Raw genomic sequence first — 26693 nt, forward strand, 5'->3', positions numbered from 1 at the left:
TCTTATTTAAAGCCTGACGGTTACTTTATATTTAGCTGGGATCACCCCTTATATGCTCATATGATAAGTCGAAATGGACAAATCTATCTTGATGGATCATACCAGGATGAAGGAACAACAATGTACCAACGATTCAAAGGCGAAGAAGCCCCCGTTGTAATTCCCAAGAGAAAAATGAGTACTTATATAAATGAATTAATTAGGGCTGGCTTTACTATTGACTCTGTTGTTGAAAGTAATGTATCTGCAAGTTTTGATTCTATAAAAGAGGAATTTTCTGACCGTTATTATTCTTTATACAAAGCGAGAAGATTTCCAACTACAATGATAATTAAAGCGAAGAAATGTAAAAGGTGAGTTCTGCAAGTTCATTAGCAAACATTACAAGAGTTTCAAAATAAGCTTCCAATCCTGGAGGCATTTTTTGTTATTCGACTAATGGGGCAGGTTGGTTGAAGAAGAATATGGTAGAAATTAAACATATGAGGGGAGTCTGGGGAATGAAAAATGATACTTTTATTAAAGTTATTTTAAGTGGTATTTTAGTGTGTTTGTTTGTAATTGCTTTCAAAATTAATACTAAGGAGTATACTCAAACACTGACACCTAATGTTGACGTTAATAATCAAGGTGGGAGAGTTGTACAAATTGCACCTAATAGAGTTGGTGTTATTGATACTGGAAATGGAAGTGGTTGGGAACAACTTGTGGTTTTTGAATACAACCCAAATACCAAAAAATTCGAAGTAGTTAGTTCCTTACCTTATGAAGACATTTTTAAACACCCGAAAGATAATGGGATTCCAGTTCGAGATGATAAATACGGAAACTGAATGTTATTCAGCTAAAGGGGGAGTGAGCTCCGGATCTTGCTGTCAACAAAGGTGGCTTTTTTTTGTTATTCAACAAACGGGGCAGGATAGTTCAACAAGAAAAGGAGGTAAAGTAAGAGAATGATTTTAATTGTAAGATAACCTTCCAAAATTGTTGAAAAATTATTTTTAGGACTATAAATTATAGTGACAAGGATAAGGAGGGGTCTAATGGAAATCAAAATCGATGATTTAACAGGAACTGAAATTACTAACTTGATTAGGGAACATCTTTTAGGTATGTCATTAATTTCTCCACCAGAAAGCATACACGCACTAAATCTTGATGAATTACGGAGACCAGAGATTACTTTCTGGAGTGTGTGGGAAGGAAATGAATTACTAGGTTGTGGTGCACTCAAAGAGCTTGAGCCACAACACGGAGAAATTAAGTCAATGCGAACTGCAACTAAACATCAAAGAAAAGGTGTTGCAAAACGAATGCTTGACCACATAATGGAGGAAGCCAAAAGACGTGGTTATTATAGGTTAAGTTTGGAAACAGGTTCAATGAATGCTTTTGAACCTGCTAAAAGGCTATATGAAAGTTTCGGGTTTCAATATTGTAATCCTTTTTCAGATTACAAAGACGACCCCAATAGTGTTTTTATGACAAAAGTATTATGAAGTAAATAACTTGCTCTTTTCAAACGGGGCTTTCCTTTTGTGAAATAATGTACTTAAAGTAACGGGGGCTTTTGTTAAAGGTGGGATGGCTGCGGCTATCCCGTTTTCTTATTGAGCTACCGGGGGAGGATAGTTGAAGAAGGGTGATATTAAGAATGCCTTAAGGTTTGTTATCTTTCAGTTTGAATGTTAGGATGTGGCAGATAAAACAGTAATTTCTTTGTAGTAAACGTAAGCCTAATTTCCTTTATTAATGTATTGATGTAACAAACGAATCCTAAGAAATGATAGGTATCATTGTTTAGTTTCGGAAGGCGAAAGAGAACCTAAAAAATTATAGGTATCTTTGTTCTGTTATGGAAGGATTGTAGAATAAAGATACCTATAAAATAAACACTAAATTTTTTCTTTTAGCACGTAATTTAGATAATCGTTAACAATATAATCAGGAATGGGATTATACAAAATATTTTTAAATGTTCTTTCCCATATTTCGAACTTAGTTACATTGTTTAAAATTAATAAATGCATCTCTTTAGTTAATTTAATTTCAAACTTTCCCTCAATCAATTCAATAATTATATTTGTTAGGTTGTTGGGGAGATTTACATCGTTTCGAATTTTTAAATTTGTTGTCATATCTGGAAGTACATTTTCATTGGAAGCTTCATTCTTCGATTTATGTTCGGCCTCTTCATTTTTCTCTTTTATAACCTCTTCACTTTCAACACTGTCATCATTTATTATCAATTGAAGGGTGTTGGTTCCTATCCATTTTGCTCTTTTTTGTTCTAACCACTGATTGGCAAATCTAGTTAATGCAGCCTTATTTATTTTCAAATCTGATAACAAATCGTTATTAATTCTTACTTGAAGATTTTCATCCGCGTATTCCACCAGTAAATCATCGAAAATCTGCTCAGCTCTTTTCGACATTAATTTTCCTCCTTAAATCTATAAATTCCAATTAACTTTTGTTGGAGATTACGAAGGATGTCGTCATCCTTGTTTTTTACATATATCTTTTTTTGTCGTTCATCTTCCCATCCAAAGTTCTTTAAGAACATAGAATTCTGGATGTTATAGTTATCAAATGTGGTCGCAAGGTTATGTCTAAATAAGTGAACTCCCCGGTAACTAATCCCTGCAATTTTAAAAAGATTTTTCATATCTGAATATATATCAAATCGATTTGGTCTTTGCTTTTTACCCTTTGAAAAAACATATGAACTTTGATCAGGTTCATTATTTTCCATAAACCATTTAGAAAATGAGTTTTGAATTTCAGTACAAATTGGTAAACTTATTAACTTACCTCCTTTTCTTTTTAAAAAAATATAATTCGGTTCCTGTAAGACATCTACCCATTTTATATTTGCTATTTCGGATGCTCTCGGTGCAATTGTTAGAAGAAGGATTAGTAGCAATTCTAATCTCGTACTTTTAAATTTCAAAGTGGATTCAATTAATTTGTTAATTTCTTCATCCTTATATGGACCTCGAGCTCTTTCTCCACCTTTTTTTCTCCCTAAGACATTTGTTTTTTTTATCTGGAGTTGAATAATTCCTTCATCTGTTGCCCATCTAACGAAACCTAATAACACTTGCCTTGCCAGGTTAAAGGTGTTTGCATTAGGATAGCAATCCCACCAAAGGCGTAAACAATTATTTATCTGTTCAACAGTTATATCACCTATAATTGAATTTTGTTTTTTAGGTAATGTATTAATGAAGTTAACTAACCAAGTTTTTTTTACTTTTTCTGTATTTTCTGTTTTGGATAGTTTTAAATAAGTTTGTAAAACACTTTCAACTATTGGAACATTTTTAGTTTGTCTTTTTTTTAAGTATTTTTTATACAGTCGTCTTTCCTCCTTCGATAACGAATCAAAAAGAGTCTTTTATTATTTTTTAGGTAGAAAAATTTTAGATTTTTTTAAAGTCGGAAAGAACTTTTCATTATTATTAGTAACAAAAAAGGCTTTTCCGGCAAAGAATCGAATGTTTCTTTTTATATTTTTAAGCAAAAATAATTATAACTATTTTAAAAAACAGAAAGAATTTTTCATTGTTATTAGTAACAAAAAAGGCTTTTCCAGCAAACAATCGAATGTTTCTTTTTATATTTTTAAGCAAAAAATAATTATAACTATTTTAAAAAACAGAAAGAATTTTTCATTGTTATTAGTAACAAAAAAGGCTATTTCGGCAAAGAATCGAATGATTCTTTCTTTATATTTTTAGGCAAAAAATAATTATATGTTTTTAAAAAACAGAATGATTTTTCCTTGGTTTTAGTAACAATAAGAGCTTTTTCCCACCTCCGATAACGAAACAAAAGTTTCTTTTTTATATTTTTCACAGAAAAATTTATGGTTTTTTGAGTAAACCAAATAATAAAGCACATAATAAAAACGAAACGATTACTCACATTTGTTTTAGAAGGCATAGTTAAAAAACCTTCATAGAATGTGTGGAAGTCCATAAAAGGACATATCGTTTTGATGGGATAGACAACTTACTCTTGCCGGGGCGAGTTGTCTATGTATATTATTTTTGTTTAGAAAGTTTATATCCGGACTAAATATTACCATTTGATTTACAAATTAACGTGTATAAAATATAAAGTGGTTCACATACTACCTTTTAAAGTAAATGTTTTCCTGATTTAATTAAATAAAGGAAAAAGGTACACATAAGAGTTGTTATGTGTACCTTTTTCCTTTACTGTTTCTAGGTTATCTAAACTTAATTTCAGCTCAATGGATATCTCGCCTTCTTCATTCAATTGAACTTTATTGATTACATCGAGTAACATTTTGCGTTGTACTTCCGATTCTACATCATAAATTTTTTCTCTCCAATCTTTTAATTTTGCACTAATTTCCTCAATCGACCAAACTTTATCTTTTAATTCATTGTAATACTTCTTCTCATTTAGGAGTTCAACTTGAAATTTCTTTAACTCTTTTGATCTATGGGCAAGACGGTCCTCGTAAGTGGCAACTAAATGCGTTTGAGTCGATGACTCTAAGTTCTCAAGTAATACTTCAATTTTTCTTTTTAAATCTGATATCCGTCTGCTTAGATTTTTAATTTTACTTTTAGTTTCTTCAATTGATAAGTTCTGTTTTTCAATAAGTTTAATACGAGTTTTCTCATAATTACTTGGTAGAAACAGCTCGCTGCACTTTTCAAGGATGATTTGGTGAACCTGTTCTGCATTAATTCTTCCAAAATTACAAATTCCTTGGTGTTTTCCTTGGTATTTAAGTCCGCACATATAATAAGAATATTTTTTGTATTCTTTATCTCCTTTCTTATTAGTGTAATAATACGAATTATCAATACCACTCATCCGACTCCCACAATTACAATAAAGAATATTGCTTAACAAAAAAGTAGTAGTTATTTCTCTTGGCTTTATAGAGAAATTACTTCGATTTTTTTTTATTTCATTTGCTTTGTCAAAAATAGCGGGGGGGATAATGGGGGAATCCATCCCTGAACAAGGTATAAGTTTAATACTATTGTCTTCTTCAATAAGCCTTATATAGCCTTTATATATCGGATTATTAATAATTGTTTTTATGTTAGATATTGACCATTGCTTCTTGATGCTTTGGTTATTTCTAAAGAGGATATTTTCCTTATTCAAAAAAAGTGCGATTTTTCGGTAACCCATTTTCTCATTTATATAGTAATCAAATATTTTTTTTACAATCTCAGCTTCCTCGGGTATTGGGATTAATTTGGATTTGCTTTTGTCGTTATCTTTGTCTAGGTACAATCCAAAAGGCGGTCTCCCAGTTCTCCAAAAGCCATTCAATGCCTTTTCTCTGAACACTGCTTTTACTCTTGTTGATATTAATTTAGGTTCGAGAGCAGCAATAGAAGTAATAACAGATTCAATTAAATTTCCATATATATCATTTTCTTTTATATTAATTTCTCTTGGATCTAAATAGATAATTTTTATATTTGCTTTGATTAAAATATATTTTATTGAGAAGAATTCATCCTCATTTCGTGCCAATCTGTCACGCCTAAAGACCAAGAGAGTAGAAAACAATCCTTTTTTTGCATCATCCAACATTCTCATAAGTTCAGGCCGTTTTGTAAAGTGAATTTTACTAGCTGACACACCTTGGTCACAGTATTCGTAAAGGGTAATTTCCCGGTCTGATTTAGCTATATGCTGTTTAGCTAATGCTAACTGAGTTTCTAAAGATTCTCCTTTCTCTACTTGTCTTCCTGTTGAGACACGACCATAAAAGGCCATTGCTGCATCTTTAGTCATTCCACTATAACGATCTTTATTACTTTTCATTGTTATCCTCTCATTAATTGGTTGAGTTTTCAGGTGCTTACTTTTAAATCAAATTTTCCTCATTTCTGGTTTAGGTTTTCTTTAAATGTGGTTTAACACTAAAGAATTATTTAGGTTCAATGGCAACAATGGAAGTTATAAAATGATCAATTAAATTTTCGTAAATAGTTTCTTCTAAATTGAGTTCATTATAGTCTAAAAAAATTACCTTAACCTCCGCTTGTTGCAGGATGTACCGTATCTGTATGAATTCTTTGGAATCTCGGCTCAGTCTGTCTCTTTTAGATAGAAGGAGTGTTGAAAAAACACCACTTCTTGCATCATCTAACATTCTTTTCAATTCTGGTCTTTTTAAATAATGCGTACTTGCTGATTCTATTTCACAGTAATCGAATAACAGTTTATTATTACTTCTTTCAGCAATAAATTTTTCAGCTAAATTATACTGGTAATCCAATTCCTCAGTTGATGCCAATGCGACCCTTCGATATAGAGCATAAGTTTCTTTTTTTAGATTCAATTGGTTTATATCTTTCATTTTTCACTACACCTCATTTTATTGTTAATCATTGTATCTTTCTTCTAGAGAATCTTCCGTATCAACTATGCGAGAAAAAGATGAATTAAAGATCCAGTTGTAGATCTCTTCATACCAGAAATCACCAGACCTTTCTCGCACAAAATAACTTGTTTCTTTAATCCTTATTCTTTTTTTATTCATCCTTTAAACTCTCCAAACATTAGATAGTTGTTCGAAGGTAACGTGAGTATAAATAGCAGTCGTGGAAATATTCTCGTGACCTAACCATTGTTGAATAATTCGTATATCTACTCCTTTTTGTAAAAGTTCGGAAGCAAAACTATGACGAATCGTATGAGGAGTGATTTTCTTTTTATCTAATCCTGCAATCCTTAAATATTTATTCAAGACTTTTCTTAACCCTGAATCTGAAAGTTTTTGTTCGTTTTGCCCTTTAATGATTAATCCTTTCTCCGGATTATTCAATTGTGATTTAAACCGAGTTAAATACAGTTTCAATACTGGATGGAGCGGTACTAATCTCTCTTTATTTCCTTTGCCAAGAAATTTAATTGAATCTTTGTTAGTATCAACATCTTCCCATCTAAGGCATAGTAGCTCATTTCTTCTGCAACCGGTGAATCTTAAAATACCTATGCAAACTAAATCCCTTAATCCGTAATATTTATTTGGATTTAGTTCAGCAGAAAGAATCAATCTATCTAACTCAGCACTGTTTAGATAAATCGGTAGAGTTTTCTTTTTCTTAGGCATTTTTAATTTAATAAACGGATTATGTTCAATGACCCCCTCGTTTTCTAAAAATGAAAAGAATGAATTAAGGGCATAGATTTTCCTCCTAATAGTCGAACCAGTTAAAAGCTTTTCTACATTTAAATATTCAACATAATCACGACATATCTTTTTCGTTAATCGAGATAGCTGCATTTCAAATCCTATAGAATTATTTAAAAATGAAATAAACTCCCTTATATCACTTTGATAAGCACTAATGGTATGAGGGGAATAGGCTCTTTCGTATTTCAAATAGGAAAGATAGTCCTTTATCGTAACGTTAATATCCATAGCGTCACTCCTTATTCAAGTAAAAATATGGTTCCATACATAACAACTCTTATGTAGACGGTTTAAATACTCCAGAGATTTAATCAATGTGTACAGGCTTTCCAGCATAGACATAAAGAAAAGGCTAGCGAGGGAGAGCATATGGGGAAAAAAGAAATAAAAATTTCATTAGATACTTCCTATTTTGAAAAACAAGGTTGTTCTAATAAAGAATCAATAAAATCAAAAAAAAATATTTACGGATTTTTAATAAAAAAGGCGTTTGAGATGATGGACAAAAAAATTAATACAACAAGGTGATTTCATTGAAAACAGGTCTTTACCTTCGTGTTTCAACAGGTTTGCAAGCAGTTGATGGATTTAGTCTTGACTCACAAGAAGAGCTGTGTTTCCAAAAAGCAAAAGAACTTAATATTAGCATTAATAATATTGAAATATATCGAGAGGAGGGAGTTTCAGGAGAGGATATCGATAGACCAGAACTAAACCGCCTGAGAACTGATGTTACACAAGGAACTATTACTAAAGTTATTTGTGTTCACCCTGACAGACTAAGCCGTGACTTAACCGATAAATTATTAATTTGCAGAGAATTACAAAAGCACAATGTTGATCTAATTTTTGTTGATACTGAATATAAAAACACCCCGGAAGGTCAACTATTCTTTAATATGCAAAGTGTAATTGCACAATATGAACTATCGCTAATTAGGAAAAGAACTACTCGGGGAAGATTAGAGGCTGTTAGAAAAGATAAAAAAGTAATGCCAATGAGGGTGGCACCTTTTGGGTATGATTTGTTTGAATCTAAGCTATTAATTAACGAAGCAGAAGCTTTTTTTGTGAAAAAAATTTATGAATGGTATGTCTACGACAAATTGACCCTTAGAGAAATTGGGGAAAAACTATATAGTCTCGGGGTTCAACCAAAACGTGGAGAATCCAAAAATTGGAGTGCTAGTTCCATAAGAAGAATCTTGTCTTCACCCATTTATATTGGAAAATACACATATAATAAGAGACAATCCCAAAAAGTAAAAGGTCAAAAAACATTATCAGGTAAACCAAGAAAAATATTAAAAGAAAGGGATAAATCCGAATGGATTACTATTGAGGTACCATCAATAGTAGATGTGGACTTATTTAATCTTGCCCAAGAACAAAAAGTTAAGAATACCAAGAAATCAGGTAATCAAAAATTTGATTACCTTTTAAAATCTCTTTTAAGATGCGGAAACTGCGGTAGAATATATCAGGCAACAACTTACAATGGTAGAGCAGATAAAATTACCGGAGAAAAAACGAAGTATCCAGTTTATCGTTGTCCAAATCTATTTCCTAAAAAATACGGCCCAGAAGTAAAAAAATGTAAAAGTCGCTCCATTAGAGCTGATATTATTGAGGAATATATTTGGGAGCTAATTTTAGACATCATCTCCAATCCTGATGAAATTATTACCGAGTATAAAGAAAATTTCACAGAGTCAATAGAAGATATTGAAAACACATTAAAACTAGTTACACAAAACGTAAATAATAAATATAAAGAACGAGAAAGAATTAAACAAATGTTTGTAAAGGGATTTATTGATGAAGATGAAATGTCATCGGGATTTCTTAAAATAAATAATGAATTACAAAATCTTCTTCTCGATAAAGATAAGTATCAAAATTTCATCGATGAGTACTATAATGCGATAAATGATAAAGAGAAAATAAATGAAATACTAAAACATATTGGTAATATTCTTGAAACCAGCTCAACATCATTATCTTTCAAAGAAAGAAGATTTATTATTGAAAATCTTATTGAAGAAGTAGTTCTAAATTTTGAAGATGATCTTGAAACAGTTAACATAAATGTTTTGGGTGCAGCTAGAGACTTTTTGCCTTATTCCGTCGATATTGACTTTGAATCGAGTTCACAATATCAAGAAATTTGAAAATACCGGGGAGGATTCCGAGGACTTAATTTCGATTGGTACAATCGGATTAATCAAAGCCATTGAAAGTTATTCGGAAGGAAAGGGCACCAAGCTTGCCACGTATGCTGCACGCTGTATTGAAAATGAAATCCTTATGCACTTAAGAGCTCTTAAAAAGACTAAAAAAGATGTTTCCCTCCATGATCCTATTGGCCAGGATAAAGAAGGTAATGAAATTTCACTTATTGATGTTTTAAAGTCAGAGTCTGAAGATGTCATTGATACAATTCAGCTTAATATGGAGCTCGAAAAAATTAAAAAGTATATCGATGTACTAGATGATCGGGAGAAGGAAGTAATAATAGGGAGATTTGGTCTTGACCTTCAGAAAGAAAAAACACAGAGGGAAATAGCTAAAGAATTGGGAATTTCAAGGAGTTATGTTTCAAGAATTGAAAAAAGGGCTCTGATGAAAATGTTTCATGAATTCTACAGGGCAGAAAAAGAAAAACGTAAAAATCGCTAAGAATGAGAAAAAAGGCAGCTCAATCGGCTGCCTTTTTTCATATATTGTCTAGCTCTAGTGCCAAGCGAGTTTTCATCCTTGAAAAAAGCCTTCTGGGATCTTTAATGATCTTTAGAGTGATACTTGGTGCAGTTAAAGTCCATCCCACTTCTTCCTGCGAGAAATGGTCTGCATTTCGTGAGTTTAGCTTTCAATCCAAGTAAACATACTACGCTCCTGCGCCATAAGCATATCTAAGAGGCTGAAGGATGCAGATACAAGAGAAGAGATATTTACATGATGTTTCTCGGCAGTCGCTTCACTGAACGAGGCCTACGCTTTTCTAAGGTGAAACAGTGTTTTGTCCATTTTGGAGGAGAGCGGTCCAATTCATACCTCCATCACGTGTTTCATAGATATCATTATTATAAGTAGAAAACGCCATTCTTTGTGGATTCTTTAAATCTGCTGCAAGATAAGTTATAGGGTTATTATAATCTAGGAAAGGAATTTTAACTTCCGTTTCTGTTTGCGTCTTTGTATCCAGCTTCTTTAACTGGACGGTATTATTTCCTACACTGCAATAGTAGAGCCTGTCACCTGAAAAGGTTAGTGCAGTTACCATTTCCGGACTTGTTATTGCCTTCATGGTGTTACCGCTATCCACAGAATAAAATATTCCGTTTCTAGTTGCCATAGCCATTGTATCACCCTTATCGGGATGAACGGCAATCATTCCAAACGAATCGGCAGTAAAACCGGTAAGCTTGCTTTTTTTCCAGGACCTCCCCAGATCCTTAGAAAAATATATACCGGCATCGATTTTACTGTTTGGCTGTTCATTAATAATATAGACTTCATTTCCGGAATAACTGGCTGATAAAAAGTGAAAGTCACTTTCACCATAGAACGCCAGTTTTTTTAATGTTTTCCCCTTATCGGTACTTTGAATAAGCCCTAAAGGATTTTTAAGGCCTGAACCTTTTTGCGGATGGCCAGATGCGAGAAAACCATCTCTTACTGCTTGAAATCCCATATAATCGTTGTTATTACTGCTTGTTTCAGACCAATTTTTTCCATCGAACATTTTTAAACCATTATGGGTTGCTATATAAAGAGAGTCATCATTTCCCGGGTACCCCAGCCCATGAAGGTGGCTAATTTTTACCTTTTTACTTTTTATAATTGAGAATTCCTGTTTGTTATCTTCTTTGTTTTCTTGCTGGTTTGTCTTTTGCTTAGGCTCTTTCATTTGTTTGTCGGCACATCCGGAACCGAAAATCATCAGTCCTGCCATGCCTGCCAGCAAAAGCTTCTTTCCTGATTTCACTTTTCTTCCTCCTGTAGATGGGATACTTAAGTTTCTGTGTCCATCCACTTATACCCCACGCCCCACACAGTTGTCAAATAATCATCAATGGGGAACCCCGTCTTCCGCAGCTTTTCCCTTAAGTTTCTTACATGGGAGTCCACAGTTCTGTCTTCTGTTGAAACCGAATATCCCCATATAGAAGAAAGTAAATGATCACGGCTAAAAACTTTATTCCTGTTTTGCAGAAATAGTCCTAATAGGGAAAATTCCTTAGGAGTAAGAGGAATTGTATTAGTATGGAAGGTTAATTCGAAGGAATCTGGTTTTAGTGTTAGTCCGTTAAAATGGACCTCCTGCTCGTTTTTGCTGTTTCTTCTTAACACAGCTTCTATTCGGGCTATTAGTTCTTCTTCATCAAAGGGTTTTACAATATAATCATCCGCACCTATTTTTAATCCATTTATTACATCGCTTTTTTCGCTGCGGGCTGTCAGCATGATGATTGGAATATCCCAATTTTTCCGAATCTCTTTGCAGGCTTCCCATCCTCCCATTTCAGGCATCATAACATCCAATAAAATTAAATCAGCCAGATTGGTCTCTAAATAACGAATTGCTTTTACTGCTGAATTCATTTTTATACAATGGTAGCCCCTTGGCGTTAAATAAAGGGACAATAAATCAAGCATTCTATTTTCATCGTCAATGAGCAAAAGTCTTTTCAATCCATTTCCCCCCAGCAGGCTTATTGTTGTAATTATACAATATGAAGATATTGTTTTTTCCTTAAACAATGTCAATTCTGCGAAAAACGTAACAAGATTTCGATTTTAAAAGGCCCATACATTCCTAGAAAGGGATACATATCATAAAGAAAAGGATAAAAGGAGGGAAAAACATGCCATACGGTTATCCTTATCCATTCGGCTTCCCAGCCCCTTATCCTGCATATCCGTGTTATTCGGGCGGCGCCGGTCCATGGTATGCATTATTTATGGTTCTATTAATTCTTGTATTAATTTTTGGCGGCTGGTGGTATTTTAGCTACAGGGGCTGTTAAGTTTCTTATGCCTGGGCAATTTCGCCTCAGGCTATTTTAATTGTTCAGGTAAAGCTAAAAGAAAGATTTTTTGTATTAAAAGTTTGAATTGATAGAAATTTCAAATACATAATCTTATAATTGAAAGAGACGTACATATAAGGGGGATAATAATGACAACATCAACATATGTGAATATTTGGAACCTGGATGTTTTTTTTCCTGGAGGAAGTAATTCAGCCGAGTTTACTGAATTTCTAACTAGCACTCAAGCCACTATCATTGCGTTTCACAGCGAAGTAGAGAAATGGGAGCCTTCACAAAAAAGTAAAAATGAACAAAGTCTGTCTAACATCATTGGCGGTTTTGAACAAACAGCAAAAAAGATTCGCCAGGCAGGAGCTTTTGTGAGCTGCCTTCAGGCCCAGAATACAGAAGATAAGCATGCCAGCAGTCTTCAGGCAAAGGTAACATCATTAAGTGCATCGTTTCAAAATGCCTTAACTATATTTGACAGTAAACTAACACAAATCGATGACGAGGAATGGGGAAAATTAATTTCTTTCCAATCTCTAAGTGAACTTTCTTTTGTATTATCCGAGCGGAGGGAACGGGCTAGCGAGAAATTATCCAAAGAGGAAGAAGCATTAATCAACTCCTTAGGCGTCGATGGATACCATTCCTGGAGCCAATTGTATGACCTGATTGTAAGCAGCATAAAAGTTTCATATAAGGGTGAGTCCCTTTCAGTTGGCCAGGCTTCCAATAAATTCTCACAGTCTGACAGGGAAGGACGTAAGGAAGTTTTTAAAGAATGGGAAAAAGCATGGGGAGAAAAGTCTGATCTCCTTTCCCATACGCTTAACCACTTGGCCGGCTTTAGGCTTAACGTCTATAAAGCCAGAGGATGGGACGACTTTTTAAAGGAACCTCTTCAGGTGAATCGTATGAAGAAAGAGACACTTGATACGATGTGGACTGTTATATCAGAAAATAAGCAGCCGTTTGTTAAGTATTTAGAACGAAAAGCCAAATTACTAAATATTGATAAACTTAGCTGGTATGATCTTGATGCTCCATATGGAAACGCAGATACCAAGGTATCTTATCAGGAAGGGGCAGACTTTATTCTTGATAACTTCGCTGCGTTTGGAGAAAAAATGGCTGCATTTGGGAAAAAGGCATTTGAGGAAAGCTGGATTGAAGCAGAAGATAGGCCTGGAAAAGCTCCTGGAGGCTTCCATACTTATTTTCCTGAGAGTGCACAATCTAGGATTTTTATGACATATTCAGGGACACCTTCCAATGTGTCCACTTTAGCTCATGAACTGGGGCATGGTTTTCATACCTATGCTATGAATGAGCAGCATTACCTTAACAGAAATTATGCTATGAACGTGGCGGAAACAGCTTCTACTTTTGCTGAAATGATTGTGTCTGATGCTTCAGTGAAACAAGCTAAATCAAAAGAGGAAAAATTAGCCCTGCTTGATGATAAAATTCAAAGGTCTGTGGCATTGCTGATGAATATTCACGCCCGATTCCTCTTTGAAACCCGTTTTTACGAAGAAAGAAAAGGAGGGCCGGTAAGTACCTCTCGTTTAGGTGAATTAATGCAGGAGGCCCAGAAAGAGGCATACAGCGGGGCGCTGGAAGAGTACCATCCGCTATTTTGGGCATCAAAGCTTCATTTCTTTATTACAGGGGTCCCTTTTTATAATTTCCCTTATACATTCGGCTACTTATTTTCTCTTGGCATCTATGCTCGTGCTCTGGAAGAAGGGGCTCGATATGAGGAGAAATATATTGCACTATTAAAAGATACCGCCTCCATGACGGTGGAAGATTTAGTCTTAAAACATTTACAGGCAGACCTTACCAAACGTGATTTCTGGGAAAAGGCAGTAAAAGTATGCGTTGATGATATCGAAGAGTTTCTGGTACTTACTGAATAGACTAAATCTCTTACAAATATAAGTAACACAATAAAGCAACCCGGCATTTTCAATCGGGTTGCTTTATTGTTGTTTACTATTAAACCTTTTTAAGTTTAAAGGTACTTACCATAAGGAAAGATAAAAGCATTATTATAAAAATGAATATTTGCGGAGGCCAATAAGGAATAACCAGAAAGCTTAACGTTGCAAGGCAGCCTGCCGCGGTGATGGGAAGGCCAGTAAAGTATCCGTTGCTCTCAGAAATATTGAAACGTGCGAGCCTGAAGGCACCGCATGCAATGTAGAGAACGGTAAAAAATATGCCTGGTATACCAAAGTCAAATAAAATCCCCTGATATAACAATAGTGCAGGTGCCACTCCAAATGATATAATATCACTCATGGAATCCAGTTGTTTTCCGAGTTCGGATTCAATGTGAAATTTACGGGCTGCCATTCCATCAAAACGATCACAAAGTGCAGCAATGAATATTAGCAGAAGGCTTAGGCGTAAATTCCCGCGGATCCCATAAATAATGGCAAAACCGCCTAATGACAAATTGGCAAGCGTGATTACATTTGCGGTCTGGGACTTAATTTTTTTAATCGTTTGGTCCAGCACATTTGACAAGAACATTCCATCACTCCTTAAATATGAAGCCTGGCCAGGAGATCTATTTATCTGCACCATATCCGCACTTTACTATTAAGCGGAATTGTTCCTCCGGATACATTCGCTAAACCGATTTTATAAATTCTAAACGCTGGAATAGAAGCATTAGAAAAAGTCTTCAGCTTTGTCTCTTAGAGGGAAAAGCGCCAGCTTTTATGTAGTCTTCAGTTGAGCGGGATAAACGCATTAAAGCTCTGCATTCGCCTAGTTAACTTAATAATATTTAATTTTAAGACTTTTATGAATGTTAGTAAAGAGTATTTTTACACTTTTTGGAGGTAGTTACATTTGATCCAGCCGTTATATCGTTTGCTTATAGAACTTACAAATGGAAGGGTTACATCGTGGATTTTAAGAAAGTTTTCCCGTTCCCGCCTCAGTAAGGCAGTTGTTCCTTCCTTCGCAAGGATTTATAACATCAATAAGGAAGAAATGCAGGAAACTCTGGAATCCTTTCCTACTCTGCACCACTTGTTTGTACGCCAATTAAAACCTGGTACTAGAAAGATAGATCCTGCAATAGATGCAGTTGTCAGCCCTGTGGATGCTGTTATAGAAGATGTGGGCAATATTAGAGAAACGAGTGAGGTAGAAGTAAAAGGGAAGGTTTATTCCATTGATGAAATGCTCGGTGATAAAGAGGCATTAGAAAAGTACTTAAATGGTACATATATGATCCTTTATTTAAGTCCAACCCATTATCACCGTATCCACAGTCCGGTGGATGGAACTGTAATTAGGCAGTGGACTTTAGGAAGGAAATCTTATCCTGTTAATAAATTAGGGTTAAAATATGGGGTCAGAACACTTGCAAAAAACTACCGGATGATTACAGAGGTTAAAACAAACTTTGGCCATGTTTGCGTTGTAAAGGTTGGGGCTATGTTTGTTAATTCCATAGAAACTACCCACCAGGGAACAGAACTGGAAAGAGGAAAAGAAATGGCCTTTTTCAGCTTTGGATCCACGGTCGTATTGCTGTTTGAAAAAGATATATTTGAATTGGAAAAGACCATTAAGACCCCGGCAAATGTAAAAGTCGGCGAAAGAATTGGAACATTTAAGTTGAAATAAAAAGCAGCAGAGGATGTCTCCTGGCTAAAGGGGCATCCTCGTTTTAATCCATTAAGTTAAAAAAGAAATAAAGTGTGGTAAATAGATTCAAAAGCGTTTTAAGCCGGATTATATAAACTTAGAACGATTAATAGTATTAAAAAAAGGCTAATTTTAGCTTTTCAACCTTATCATAAGGGCTTGCGCTTTTATTAAGGCTGTGTGAAAGCATCTAGTTGATTTTAAGCTGTTATTAATTGGAGCGAAAATCAACAGTCAAGCTACAGTAAATCAACAATAAAAATTTCCTAGCCAATAAAAAAGAAAAAGCCCTATCAATAGGGCAATGATTAAGAGGAAATTCTGATTTTATTAGTAAGGGACCGGCGGTGTATTTCTGTTTCAATCAAGCGTATAAAATCGGGACTAAGATTAAGTTCTCTCGCTTTAAAATACGATTCAATTAATAAATCATCAGAAAGTTTACGCAAAACTAAAAGCCACCTCCTATTTTAAGTTCTACTTCATCATTTTTACTCATATGATAGTAAGTTCGTTTGGTTGTACCCTTAATCTACCAGAAAGTAGAAGGTAGAACAATCGTTCGGATTATCCACAGGTTTAGGTGGATAAGCTGTGACTAACTTGTTTATAAACCATGAAAAAGTAATTGAATCAAAGGGTATAATGTTAATAACTTTATCCACAAGAGTGAAAGAGAAGAGAATTTGTCGAAAAATATTTTTAAAAAGTCGAAAAAAGAGGTAATGAAAGGTTTCTTTTTTTAAAAGAAAGACGTAAACTTAAAATTTTCCAATGAGTTTTTTGTCTTATGCCATTTAAACTTTGAATCAACGGTTAAAATTGGTTATGATGATAACGATAATAAGGACATATATAAGAGGTGTAAGTTGTGCTAAAGCATTTTTTACCAGATGAACATGTAAAGAGTATTCTGGATATATCCCCTGAAGATTTACAAAAAAGAGGAATCAAAGGGATTATTACTGATTTGGATAACACCCTTGTGGAATGGGACAGGCCTACTGCCACTCCGCAGTTGATAAAATGGTTTGATGAGGTAAGAAAACATAATATACTTGTTACTATTGTTTCTAATAATAATGAGCAAAGAGTAAAATCTTTTTCTGACCCTCTTGGCATCCCTTTTATTTTTCAGGCAAGAAAACCTATGGGGAGAGCTTTTCGCCGTGCGATAGCTGCAATGGGGATTAAAAGAAACGAAGCTGTCGTTATTGGCGACCAGCTTTTGACGGATGTACTGGGAGGGAATCGCAGCGGTTTCCATACCATACTAGTTGTTCCGGTTGCCCAGACAGATGGATTTGTAACTAAATTTAACCGGCTTGTGGAACGTAGAATATTAAATTGGTTCCGCAGGCGCGGCATGATTCAATGGGAGGATTAATGTGTGAGTGAACATCAGCATGTATGTATAGGCTGTGGAGTAAAAATACAAACTGCAGACACAGGCGGGTTGGGGTATGCTCCTGCCTCCGCTCTGGAAAAAGAAATGATCATTTGTCAGCGCTGTTTCAGGCTGAAGCATTATAATGAAATTCAGGACGTAAGTTTGACTGATGATGATTTCTTAAAAATACTAAATGGAATAGGGGAAACAGATGCCCTAATTGTCAAGGTTGTGGATATCTTTGATTTTAACGGCAGCTGGCTCCCAGGAATTCAACGTTTTGCAGGCAGCAATAAAGTGGTCTTAGTTGGCAATAAGGTGGATCTTCTTCCAAAGTCAGTTAAGCACGGCAAGCTAATTCACTGGATGAAGGAACAGTCCCGGGAACTTGGTTTAACCCCTGAAGAAATCTTCCTTGTTAGTGCGGCTAAAGGCGATTTTGTCAGAGAAACAGCTGAGGCTATTGACGAACTAAGGAATGGAAAAGATGTCTATGTTGTCGGCTGTACGAATGTTGGGAAATCAACTTTTATTAACAGGATTATTAAAGATGTTGCCGGCGGACAGGATGTAATTACTACTTCCCATTTTCCTGGTACCACTTTGGATATTATTGAAATTCCATTGGATGATGGAAAGGCAATTATCGATACTCCGGGAATAATTAATCATCACCAAATGGCTCATTTTGTTGATAAAAAAGACCTAAAAATTATTACGCCTAAAAAGGAAATTAAACCAGCAGTTTATCAATTAAACGAGGAACAAACGCTGTTTTTTGGTGGATTAGCTAGATTTGATTATATAAGCGGCGGAAGAAGATCATTTGTGTGCCATTTCTCTAATGATTTAAAAATTCATCGTACCAAAATGGAGAAGGCTTCAGAATTATATGAAAAGCACGCAGGTGAAATGCTGACACCTCCTAATCAGGATGATATGGAACACTTTCCGGAATTAGTCAGACAGGAATTTATGATCAAAGAGCCAAAAACGGATATCGTTTTTTCGGGACTTGGCTGGATTACTGTTAATGAACCGGGGGCAAAGGTTGCTGCCTATGTTCCTAAAGGCGTACAGACGATTCTAAGAAAGTCATTAATTTAACGTAACCGGAAAAAAAGAACATCCGGAAAGCAGGATGGTTAGGGGAGAAGTGGATTGAAAAAGCTTTATGCAGTTCTGGGAGATCCAATCAGTCAATCAATGTCGCCCCAAATGCATAATGATCTATTTGCTTTTTATGGAGTTGACGCGGCATACCATGCATTCCAAGTAAAAACAGAGGGACTCAACGACGCCGTAAAAGGGTTAAAGGCCATTGGTGCATCAGGATTTAATGTAACAATTCCTCATAAGAGCGCCATTATCCCTTTGCTGGATGAGGTGGATCCACTGGCTCTTGAAATTGGAGCTGTTAATACCGTTGTTAATCAGAATGGCAGACTTATTGGGTTTAATACCGACGGACCTGGTTTCCTCACTGGTATCCAAAGCGAGATGCCTGATATTTATGGGAAAAGGGTATTATTAATTGGTGCTGGTGGTGCGGCTCGTGCCATTTATTTTACACTTGCAAAAGCAGGGGCTGCCAGAGTTGATATATATAATAGGACCCAGGAAAGAGCAAAAGCCTTAATTGATAGCTCGCCTTATAGTTATCTGTCAAAAGCAGTAAGCTCGCAAATGGTCCAAGAAGAATTGCCCGTCTATGATTTAATTGTTCAAACTACATCAGTAGGAATGTACCCAAGGGAAAACGAAAAGCCGCTTTCTCTTGAAAACCTTTCTGAAACAAGTGTAGTTTCTGATATTATTTATAACCCTCTTGAAACTCAATTTTTGGCTGCCGCGAAAGAAAAAGGCGCACGCATTCAAAACGGAATAGAAATGTTTATCTATCAAGGGGCTATTGCTTTTGAAAAATGGACAGGAATATTTCCTGACACAAACCGAATGAGAATGAATGTTTTACAGCAGCTGGGAGGAACAATATGTTAACTGGTAAACAAAAAAGATTTTTACGATCAAAAGCTCACCACCTAAACCCTATTTTTCAAGTAGGTAAAGGCGGGGTAAATGAAAATATGGTAAAGCAAATTGGCGAAGCCCTAGAAGTAAGGGAGTTAATTAAAGTAAGTATTTTACAAAACTGTGATCAGGACCGGGACGAAGTGGCAGAGGTCATATCTTCAGGTACAAAGGCCGAGCTTGTTCAGGTTATAGGAAATACGATCGTTCTATATAAGGAATCAAAGGAAAATAAACAACTGGAATTACCAAGATAACTTAGGCAGGAGGAGGATTGGCGTGAAAAAAGTCGGGATTCTCGGGGGCACCTTTAGTCCGCCCCACAATGGCCATCTAATTATAGCCAATGAGGTCATGTCAGCCCTAGAACTTGATGAAATTTGGTTCATGCCCAATCAAGTTCCTCCGCATAAAGAAAGGCCTGATACGGCAAGCAATGAAAACCGGCTGGAAATGCTAAGGCTTGCCCTCGAAGGAAATGAAAAGTTTAAAATCGAAACAATAGAATGGCAAAGGTCTGGAGCTTCATATACCATAGATACTATGAAATTATTGACAGATTTGTATCCCGGACAGCATTTTTATTTTATCATCGGGGCAGATATGATCGAGTATTTGCCGAAATGGCAAAAAATCGATGAACTTGTACAATTGGTCAATTTTGTTGGAGTTGACAGGCCGTCCTATAGTCATGAAACAAAATATCCTATTACATTGGTTAATATTCCTATTATTGATATATCCTCCAGCCTGATTCGGGAGAGACTGGGCAATGGGAAGACAGTTAGATATCTGCTCCCTGATTCAGTTAGCCAATATATTAAGGAGAATCATTTATATGGAACGTGAAAGAGCTTTAAAACTGGTAAAGGAACAATTGACTGAACACCGCTATATTCATACAGTTGGAGTCATGGAAACGGCGATAAAATTGGCGCAGCGATTCGGCGGAAATGAAAAGAAGGCAGAATTGGCTGCTATATTCCATGACTACGCAAAATTTCGGCCTAAAGAAGAAATGAAGGAAATCATTTTAACACAGGGATTTCCTGAGAATTTAATCGGATTTAATGCAGAACTCTGGCATGCGCCTGCGGGGGCTTATTTAGCAAAAAACGAGGCAGGAATAGAAGATCCCGAGGTTTTGGAGGCTATTCGCTTCCATACTTCAGGAAGGGCGGGAATGTCACTCCTGGAAAAAATCATTTATCTTGCCGACTACATTGAACCAGGCCGCCACTTTCCCGGAGTAGAGGAAGTTAGGGAAATGGCAGAGAGAGATATTGATGAAGCGCTCCTACAGGCAGTGCAGAATACAATTCTTTTTTTGATGAAAAAAAAGCAGCCCGTATATCCAGAGACTTTTAATACTTACAATGATTTAGTTAAAAATATTAAAGAACAAGCAAAGAACGTTGAAAAGAAAAATAGGGGGTAACTGGATGAACAACCAGGAATTATTGCAAATCGCAGTCAAAGCGGCAGATGATAAAAGAGCAGAGGATATCGTTGCATTAAATATGAAGGGGATATCTTTAATTGCGGATTACTTTATTATCTGTCATGGAAACTCTGATAAGCAGGTTCAGGCAATTGCCAGAGGGATAAAGGACACAGCAGAAGAAAACCAATTTGGTGTTCGGAGAATGGAAGGTTTTGATGAAGCAAAATGGATCCTGATCGACCTAGGGGATGTAGTAGTACATGTATTCCACAGAGACGAGAGGATTTATTATAATCTTGAAAGATTATGGGGCGATGCTCCGGCTGAAGACATCCAGAGTGTGCTTAATATATGAGTTATGAAAGGTTTGCCTATTTATATGATGAGCTGATGGAAGAGGCTCCTTATGAAGAATGGGTAAAGTTTGTTCTTAAAAAGGTTGAGAAGCATGGTGTTATGAAACGAGACATGCTCGATCTCGCCTGTGGTACGGGTGAGCTCTCCATTCGTTTTGCTAAAGAAGGCTTTAACATAACAGGCGTTGATTTGTCTGAAGATATGCTGACAGTAGCAAATGCAAAGGCAGAAGGAGCCGGGTTTCATATTCCTTTTTTCCAGCAGGACATGTCTGCGCTAGAAGGATTGAGAAGTTTTGATGTTATCGGCATTTTTTGCGATTCACTAAACTATTTACGATCCGAAGAGGAAGTTATCAATACTTTTTCGCATGTTTTTAAACACTTAAGAGAAGATGGTATATTCATATTTGACGTTCATTCTACTTATAAAATTACACAAGGCTTTATTAATCAGACATTTACACTAAATGATGATCAGCTTGCGTACATTTGGAACAGTTTTGCCGGCGAACACCCAAACAGTGTTGAACATGAACTTACTTTTTTTGTTTTAGATGAAAATTCCGGCAAATATGACAGGTTTGATGAACTTCATTATCAGCGTACGTATTCAGTTGAACAATACAAGCACTGGCTTAAAGAAACCGGATTTAATTTGGTTGAGGTATGCGCAGATTTTGAAGATGCAGGACCACAGTCTGATTCGGAAAGAATTTTCTTCATGGCTAAAAAAGCATAATCAAAATGAGAAAAGAAATAAAATGAGCCATCTCCGCATAAAAGGAGACGGCTCATTTTTTTAGCGTGTGTTCTTAACACACGACGAACAGGACAGGAAAGGCTTCGTGAACTGGTGCAACATCAACGAAGGAAAAGCAACGTATTTGAAGGAAGTCCCGTTTCGAGCGTGATAAGGGCAGCTACGGCTCTGCCCTCAGCTAAGTCTCGGTAATAGCTGAGTTTTTCTAATTATTTTATGAAAAATTAAAGGGAATGCCATTATCAAAAGCGAAGCTATATAGCAGAGAATTGGTGGTTTACTTTTTCAATGTCCTCTTTGAATTTTTCCTGCGTAACCCTGAAGACATGTTCAAACATTTCTCCAATATCGTTCTCCATTGATTTAATGCCTTCTCCTGTTATGCCGCCTTTTACACATACTTTTTCCTGCAGTGTTGGCAGGGTAAAGTGCCCCTGCTTTAATAACTCTCCTAATCCAATAATCATTTCTCCCGCCAATACAGTGGCCGTATTATTATCAATTTCTGTTTCTTTAACCGCCGCGTCGATAAAACGCTGGATTAGAAAACTAAAAAATGCAGGACCGCAGCTTACAATGTCGGAAGCAACTCTTGTCACCTTTTCTTCGATTTTCACCGGAACGGAAAACTTACTCAGTAAATTTTCAATTTCTCTTTTCCATCCTGCACTGCAATTATCAGCAAAGGTAATAAGTGACACACCTGACAGGGCCCTATTCGTTATGCTGGGAATTACTCTCGCTGCAGAACAAATAACCGCTTTTTCAAGGTGCTCTGTACTTATAGGGCTGGTTATTGACACAACACACTTTTCCTGCGTCAGGTAAGGTGATATCCCCTGTAAAACAGGAAGAACATCCAGTGGTTTTACACAGACAAAAATCAAATCTGAATGGGCAGCCACTTCCTGTGCATCATCATAAATTTGGAGTTTATTGTATTTATTTTTAAGCATGTATGCTTTGGCTTTTGTCCGATTTGTGATCACCATTGAAGAAGGGGGAACGGCTTTGCTTTCGATAAGCGCTTCCGCCAAAACTCTCCCCATATTGCCTGTACCTATTATGCCAATTCTCAAAATTTATCCCTCCTTCACATGCATTCCTCTCATCTAACAATATGAATTGGTTAAGAAAATTATACCATTTGAAAGGATGACGGACTTTGAAAGAATGGATACTTGAACATAAACTTAGCCTTTTTACAGGGGTAGCTTTAGCAGCTGGAGGAATTTTTTATTATTCAGATTTACCAGATACGCCTGTTATTGAACATAGCAGTATTCAGACTATTGATAAATCTGAAGTAAATAAAACACCTATGAAGGCTAAAGACGAGAACCCAAAAACAGATGCACAGAAACCGAATACTCCTTTAATGGTTGATGTTAAAGGTGAAGTAAACCATCCTGGAGTTTATCAATCACTTGATGGAGAAAGAGTAATTGATTTGATTAATAAGGCTGGAGGGATGACACGGAAAGCAGATAAAAATCAGGTAAATCTCGCACAGCATATTGCGGATGAGATGGTTATCTATATTCCTGCAATAGGGGAAGAACCTGTATTATCCCCAGTGGCGGGAAGTGGAAGAACTGGACAAACTCCAGCCAATGGAAAGCCTGCAGATAAATCGCTCGTTAATATAAACACCGCAGGTGAAACAGAACTGCAGACACTCCCTGGAATAGGTCCTTCCAAGGCAACGGCCATTATGGAATACAGGGAAACAAACGGGCCTTTTCAAAAAGTGGAGGATTTAAAACAAATAAGCGGGATTGGTGATAAAACATTTGAAAAACTGCAGGAATATATTTCTGTACATTGAGGGAAAACAGGGTTTGACCCATTCGGCCTAAGAGCATTAAACTAAAGACATAAGTTATTTAGCTGGCAAAAACAAGGGGGAAGAAAAGTGGAAAGAATTTCATGGGACCAGTATTTTATGGCCCAAAGCCATTTACTAGCAATGAGAAGCACCTGTACTCGCCTGACTGTGGGAGCTACCATTGTCAGAGATAAAAGGATTATTGCCGGCGGATACAACGGTTCCATTGCTGGAAGTGACCATTGCATCGACGAGGGCTGTTATGTGATTGATAATCATTGTGTTAGGACCATTCATGCGGAAATGAATGCTTTGCTTCAATGTGCCAAATTTGGAGTTCCGACTGCGGATGCGGAGATTTATGTAACTCATTTCCCATGCCTTCAATGCTGTAAGGCATTAATCCAGGCTGGAATTAGAGCCGTTTATTATGCACAGGATTATAATAACCATCCATACGCTATTGAATTATTCGAGAATGCAGGCGTAAAAGTCGAGCATGTAGAGTTACAGGAAAAAGTTATCGACCTTAGCAAAATCAGCCAGTAATCAGCACAGGCATCGGGGTAACCCTGATGTTTGTGTCTCTTTGTATACTTTCATGGCAGATACTCTAGAAAGGAATTATATCTATGAGCGGTAAGTTAATTTACTTATCCATTGCATCCTTGTTTGGGATTTTGGCCACCCTGGAATCATTCTCAATCCTCACTTTTTTCTTCCTCATGTATCTTTTCTTTCTTTACTACTTTAAAACATTTCCCTTTATATTTATTACCGCAGTTTCTATTGTATTTGTTCTCTTTTTATTTAGTTCACACTGGATGCTAAAAGAAAACCATACAAGAATAAAAAGCCAACAAACAGAGTTTTCATTAGTATTCAATTCGGAATATAGTATCAAGGGGGACAAATATGAGACTCAGGCTATGGATTCAAAAACAAGGGAAAAGATTTTGGTCCGTTTTAAGATTTCTTCTGAGAAAGAGAAGGCCACTCTTGAGCATTTTAAATTTCCGAATCAGTTATGTACTGTTTCAGGTGAACTTCAAAAGCCTTTAATAGTTAAAAATCCATATGCCTTTAATTATGAAAAATATTTAAATCGTAAAAACATATTCTGGATTTTAAGGCTGCAAAAATATCCTTATCAAAACTGTATACCATTAAAAAGGACCCCCTCTTCTCTCCTAGGGGAAATCAGGATGGAGGGAGTAAATTATTTGGAAGACAACTTTCCCGAAGAAACCGCGGCTATGGCAGCAGCGCTTATTTTTGGAGAAAGGGCTGCTTTTGAACCTGACATTCTTGCTGCATACCAAAAAATAGGGATCATCCACCTCCTCGCGATTTCTGGTCTCCATGTCTCACTCTCAATTGGGTTACTTTATCTATCTGGGTTAAGAGCAGGTATATCAAAAGAAAAAATGATCATATTTATTTTAGTATTCCTCCCAGCTTACGCCATTCTTACTGGAGGTTCGCCCTCCGTTATCCGTTCTGTACTTATGATATTTATAGTTACAGGGGCGGCAGCCTCAAAAAAAAGAATTAGTCTTCATCCGGCAGATGCGATTAGTTTGGCGCTAATGGTTTATATTTTTGTAAATCCATACGCTGTTTACGATGCAGGCTTTCAACTTTCTTTTTCTGTCAGTTTTTCCTTGATTCTCTCCTCAGCTTTTATCTTTTCCCAGCCCTCTAGCCTATTCAAAAGCATGCTTAAGGCTTCGTATATTTCTCAGCTGTCAGCTCTTCCTTTTTTGCTTTATCATTTTTATGAAGTATCCATCCTTGGTATATTTGTGAACCTCTTTTATATTCCCCTTTATTCTTTTTTCTTTTTGCCAGGTGTTTATTTGTTATTTTTCTGGCATTTATTAATGGGAACAATACCTGTTTTCCTCAACTATTTCTTTTCCGCAGTAGTCACCTTTTCCGGAACCCTGGCACAGCGTATTGCCTTGATTCCTTGGGGATCTATTTTAATTGGGCGGCCATCAGCTCCAGGACTTCTTCTTTTCGCAGTAATCGGGCCTATTATGTTGGTTTATTGGGAAAAGTCACTCCTGAGCAAAAAAAGAAGGGGATTTTTCGTCCTTCCGCTTCTTCTTTTATTTTTATTCGATGCATCCAGTAAGGTTGATTTAAGAGGGGAAATTACAATGATTGATGTCGGGCAGGGGGACAGTATTTTGATTAAACTTCCCTTTGATCAGGGGAATTATTTAATAGACACCGGAGGTTCTCCTGCCTTTGAACAAGACAAGTGGAGAAAGCCCTCGAATTCATTTGAAACAGGAAAAAATATTGTAGTTCCGTTCTTAAAAGCTAAAGGGATTAAAGAAATTGACAAACTTATTTTGACCCATGGAGATATGGACCATATTGGAGGGAGCTTTGCAGTTTTAAAGGATATAAAAGTTAAGCAAATTATTATGCCCGCTGTATTGAACCAAAATAACGCAGTTAGGGATGTGATTCAAATTGCATCCTTACAAAAAATCCCCATTTTGATGGCTTCTGCAGGAGATCAATGGAAAAGTCGAAGTTCTTTTTTTAAGATTTTGTCTCCAGAAAAGAACTTTGAAGGAGACACTAATACAGGTTCTTTGGTGCTTTATGCAGAGGTGGGGGGCCTGAAATGGCTATTTACAGGGGATTTAGATATTGAAGGTGAGCAGAGGCTTCTAAAGAGATTCCCTTATCTAAAAGCAGACGTTCTAAAAGCTGGGCACCATGGGAGCAGGACCTCAACTTCAACTGAATTCCTTGAAACATTACATCCACAAATAGCTCTAATTTCTGCAGGAGAAAAGAATCACTTTGGTCATCCACATGCTGAGGTGCTTGATAAATTAAAGGAGAGAGGAATTATGATATTTCGAACTGATAAACAGGGAGCAATAACGTATTCTTTTTTTCGGAGGAAAGGAACCTTCTCAGTCTTCCGGCCATAG

27 protein-coding genes and 3 pseudogenes are annotated in these 26693 nt (G+C 36.2%); 20 read left to right on the plus strand and 10 right to left on the minus strand.

Annotated features, from left to right (window positions below):
- From AC3WR0_RS18940 to AC3WR0_RS18950, 3 genes and pseudogenes are all read left to right on the plus strand, one after another.
- Positions 1–357 (plus strand): annotated as a pseudogene (locus AC3WR0_RS18940) (class I SAM-dependent methyltransferase); the annotation flags it as partial.
- A gap of 143 nt (positions 358–500) precedes the next feature.
- On the plus strand, positions 501–833 hold the full coding sequence (locus AC3WR0_RS18945; protein WP_492553781.1) for a hypothetical protein: 333 nt from the start codon (positions 501–503) through the stop codon (positions 831–833).
- Between the two features lie 210 nt (positions 834–1043).
- Positions 1044–1499, plus strand: a complete 456-nt coding sequence (locus AC3WR0_RS18950; RefSeq protein ID WP_492553782.1) for a GNAT family N-acetyltransferase — start codon at positions 1044–1046, stop codon at positions 1497–1499.
- A 396-nt stretch (positions 1500–1895) separates the two neighbouring features.
- Here the strand turns inward: AC3WR0_RS18950 and AC3WR0_RS18955 are convergent, their stop codons facing one another.
- The 5 genes from AC3WR0_RS18955 to AC3WR0_RS18975 all read right to left on the minus strand — a co-directional run bounded on the left by AC3WR0_RS18955 (position 1896) and on the right by AC3WR0_RS18975 (position 7435).
- Complete coding sequence (locus AC3WR0_RS18955; protein WP_492553783.1) at positions 1896–2435, minus strand: hypothetical protein; 540 nt, start codon at positions 2433–2435, stop codon at positions 1896–1898.
- Complete coding sequence (locus AC3WR0_RS18960) at positions 2435–3103, minus strand: tyrosine-type recombinase/integrase (RefSeq protein WP_492553784.1); 669 nt, start codon at positions 3101–3103, stop codon at positions 2435–2437. Before AC3WR0_RS18960 ends, AC3WR0_RS18955 begins: the two co-directional genes overlap by 1 nt.
- 1064 nt (positions 3104–4167) lie before the next feature.
- Positions 4168–5829, minus strand: a complete 1662-nt coding sequence (locus AC3WR0_RS18965; RefSeq protein WP_492553785.1) for a recombinase family protein — start codon at positions 5827–5829, stop codon at positions 4168–4170.
- A gap of 106 nt (positions 5830–5935) precedes the next feature.
- Positions 5936–6367, minus strand: a complete 432-nt coding sequence (locus AC3WR0_RS18970) for a recombinase family protein (protein WP_492553786.1) — start codon at positions 6365–6367, stop codon at positions 5936–5938.
- A gap of 186 nt (positions 6368–6553) precedes the next feature.
- Positions 6554–7435, minus strand: a complete 882-nt coding sequence (locus tag AC3WR0_RS18975) for a tyrosine-type recombinase/integrase (RefSeq protein ID WP_492553787.1) — start codon at positions 7433–7435, stop codon at positions 6554–6556.
- A gap of 141 nt (positions 7436–7576) precedes the next feature.
- On the opposite strand from AC3WR0_RS18975, the gene AC3WR0_RS18980 reads away from it, so the two are divergent.
- From AC3WR0_RS18980 to sigK, 3 genes and pseudogenes are all read left to right on the plus strand, one after another.
- On the plus strand, positions 7577–7735 hold the full coding sequence (locus tag AC3WR0_RS18980; protein ID WP_492553788.1) for a hypothetical protein: 159 nt from the start codon (positions 7577–7579) through the stop codon (positions 7733–7735).
- A gap of 5 nt (positions 7736–7740) precedes the next feature.
- Positions 7741–9378: a recombinase family protein gene (locus AC3WR0_RS18985; RefSeq protein ID WP_492553789.1), complete on the plus strand. Its 1638-nt coding sequence runs from the start codon at positions 7741–7743 to the stop codon at positions 9376–9378.
- A pseudogene (gene sigK / locus AC3WR0_RS18990) lies at positions 9359–9886 on the plus strand (RNA polymerase sporulation sigma factor SigK); the annotation flags it as partial. The gene AC3WR0_RS18985 and the pseudogene sigK, both read left to right, overlap by 20 nt.
- A 322-nt stretch (positions 9887–10208) precedes the next feature.
- Here the strand turns inward: sigK and AC3WR0_RS18995 are convergent.
- On the minus strand, positions 10209–11195 hold the full coding sequence (locus AC3WR0_RS18995; protein ID WP_492553790.1) for a F510_1955 family glycosylhydrolase: 987 nt from the start codon (positions 11193–11195) through the stop codon (positions 10209–10211).
- A gap of 26 nt (positions 11196–11221) precedes the next feature.
- Positions 11222–11902 carry a response regulator transcription factor gene (locus AC3WR0_RS19000; RefSeq protein ID WP_492553791.1) on the minus strand — a complete coding sequence of 227 codons (681 nt, stop codon included), beginning with the start codon at positions 11900–11902 and terminating at the stop codon, positions 11222–11224.
- A gap of 173 nt (positions 11903–12075) precedes the next feature.
- On the opposite strand from AC3WR0_RS19000, the gene AC3WR0_RS19005 reads away from it, so the two are divergent.
- Together AC3WR0_RS19005 and AC3WR0_RS19010 are read left to right on the plus strand one after the other, a co-directional pair.
- Positions 12076–12237, plus strand: a complete 162-nt coding sequence (locus AC3WR0_RS19005; RefSeq protein ID WP_492553792.1) for a hypothetical protein — start codon at positions 12076–12078, stop codon at positions 12235–12237.
- Positions 12238–12389: 152 nt separating this feature from the next.
- The gene (locus AC3WR0_RS19010; RefSeq protein ID WP_492553793.1) at positions 12390–14171 is read left to right on the plus strand and encodes a M3 family oligoendopeptidase; all 1782 of its coding nucleotides are present in this window, start codon (positions 12390–12392) and stop codon (positions 14169–14171) included.
- A 79-nt stretch (positions 14172–14250) separates the two neighbouring features.
- Here AC3WR0_RS19010 and pssA read toward each other — a convergent pair whose 3' ends face one another.
- Positions 14251–14790, minus strand: coding sequence for a CDP-diacylglycerol--serine O-phosphatidyltransferase (gene pssA, locus AC3WR0_RS19015; protein WP_492553794.1), 540 nt, complete (start codon positions 14788–14790; stop codon positions 14251–14253).
- A gap of 324 nt (positions 14791–15114) precedes the next feature.
- On the opposite strand from pssA, the gene AC3WR0_RS19020 reads away from it, so the two are divergent.
- Positions 15115–15900, plus strand: coding sequence for a phosphatidylserine decarboxylase (locus AC3WR0_RS19020; RefSeq protein ID WP_492553795.1), 786 nt, complete (start codon positions 15115–15117; stop codon positions 15898–15900).
- A 329-nt stretch (positions 15901–16229) separates the two neighbouring features.
- Here AC3WR0_RS19020 and AC3WR0_RS19025 read toward each other — a convergent pair whose 3' ends face one another.
- The gene (locus AC3WR0_RS19025; RefSeq protein WP_081679944.1) at positions 16230–16370 is read right to left on the minus strand and encodes a sporulation histidine kinase inhibitor Sda; all 141 of its coding nucleotides are present in this window, start codon (positions 16368–16370) and stop codon (positions 16230–16232) included.
- 422 nt (positions 16371–16792) lie between these two features.
- Here AC3WR0_RS19025 and AC3WR0_RS19030 point away from each other — a divergent pair, with 422 nt between their 5' ends.
- Genes AC3WR0_RS19030 through AC3WR0_RS19065 form a run of 8 tightly spaced genes read left to right on the plus strand, consistent with a single transcriptional unit; the run spans position 16793 to position 21884 of the window.
- Complete coding sequence (locus AC3WR0_RS19030) at positions 16793–17308, plus strand: YqeG family HAD IIIA-type phosphatase (RefSeq protein WP_166025099.1); 516 nt, start codon at positions 16793–16795, stop codon at positions 17306–17308.
- A gap of 3 nt (positions 17309–17311) precedes the next feature.
- Positions 17312–18418 carry a ribosome biogenesis GTPase YqeH gene (gene yqeH / locus AC3WR0_RS19035; protein WP_492553796.1) on the plus strand — a complete coding sequence of 369 codons (1107 nt, stop codon included), beginning with the start codon at positions 17312–17314 and terminating at the stop codon, positions 18416–18418.
- Between the two features lie 54 nt (positions 18419–18472).
- Positions 18473–19312, plus strand: a complete 840-nt coding sequence (gene aroE / locus AC3WR0_RS19040) for a shikimate dehydrogenase (protein ID WP_492553797.1) — start codon at positions 18473–18475, stop codon at positions 19310–19312.
- Complete coding sequence (gene yhbY, locus AC3WR0_RS19045; RefSeq protein ID WP_027319973.1) at positions 19306–19599, plus strand: ribosome assembly RNA-binding protein YhbY; 294 nt, start codon at positions 19306–19308, stop codon at positions 19597–19599. The genes aroE and yhbY overlap by 7 nt, the downstream gene beginning before the upstream one ends.
- Positions 19600–19621: 22 nt before the next feature.
- Complete coding sequence (locus AC3WR0_RS19050; RefSeq protein WP_492553798.1) at positions 19622–20191, plus strand: nicotinate-nucleotide adenylyltransferase; 570 nt, start codon at positions 19622–19624, stop codon at positions 20189–20191.
- Complete coding sequence (yqeK, locus tag AC3WR0_RS19055; protein ID WP_492553799.1) at positions 20181–20780, plus strand: bis(5'-nucleosyl)-tetraphosphatase (symmetrical) YqeK; 600 nt, start codon at positions 20181–20183, stop codon at positions 20778–20780. Before AC3WR0_RS19050 ends, yqeK begins: the two co-directional genes overlap by 11 nt.
- A 4-nt stretch (positions 20781–20784) precedes the next feature.
- Positions 20785–21141: a ribosome silencing factor gene (rsfS, locus tag AC3WR0_RS19060; protein WP_492553800.1), complete on the plus strand. Its 357-nt coding sequence runs from the start codon at positions 20785–20787 to the stop codon at positions 21139–21141.
- A complete protein-coding gene (locus AC3WR0_RS19065; protein WP_492553801.1) occupies positions 21138–21884 on the plus strand; it encodes a class I SAM-dependent DNA methyltransferase in 747 nt (248 codons plus the stop codon). The genes rsfS and AC3WR0_RS19065 overlap by 4 nt, the downstream gene beginning before the upstream one ends.
- Before the next feature lie 275 nt (positions 21885–22159).
- Here the strand turns inward: AC3WR0_RS19065 and comER are convergent, their stop codons facing one another.
- Positions 22160–22984 carry a late competence protein ComER gene (gene comER, locus AC3WR0_RS19070; RefSeq protein WP_492553802.1) on the minus strand — a complete coding sequence of 275 codons (825 nt, stop codon included), beginning with the start codon at positions 22982–22984 and terminating at the stop codon, positions 22160–22162.
- Between the two features lie 86 nt (positions 22985–23070).
- Between comER and AC3WR0_RS19075 the strand changes: the two genes are divergently transcribed.
- The 3 genes and pseudogenes from AC3WR0_RS19075 (at position 23071) to AC3WR0_RS19085 (ending at position 26693) form a co-directional block, all read left to right on the plus strand.
- Entirely contained in the window at positions 23071–23733 is a 663-nt protein-coding gene (locus tag AC3WR0_RS19075) for a helix-hairpin-helix domain-containing protein (RefSeq protein ID WP_492553803.1), read from the plus strand.
- Positions 23734–23820: 87 nt separating this feature from the next.
- Positions 23821–24264: pseudogene (locus AC3WR0_RS19080) on the plus strand (ComE operon protein 2); the annotation flags it as partial.
- A 101-nt stretch (positions 24265–24365) separates the two neighbouring features.
- Positions 24366–26693, plus strand: coding sequence for a DNA internalization-related competence protein ComEC/Rec2 (locus AC3WR0_RS19085; RefSeq protein WP_492553804.1), 2328 nt, complete (start codon positions 24366–24368; stop codon positions 26691–26693).

It is taken from the genome of Neobacillus sp. FW104-15D2, from assembly GCF_058790155.1.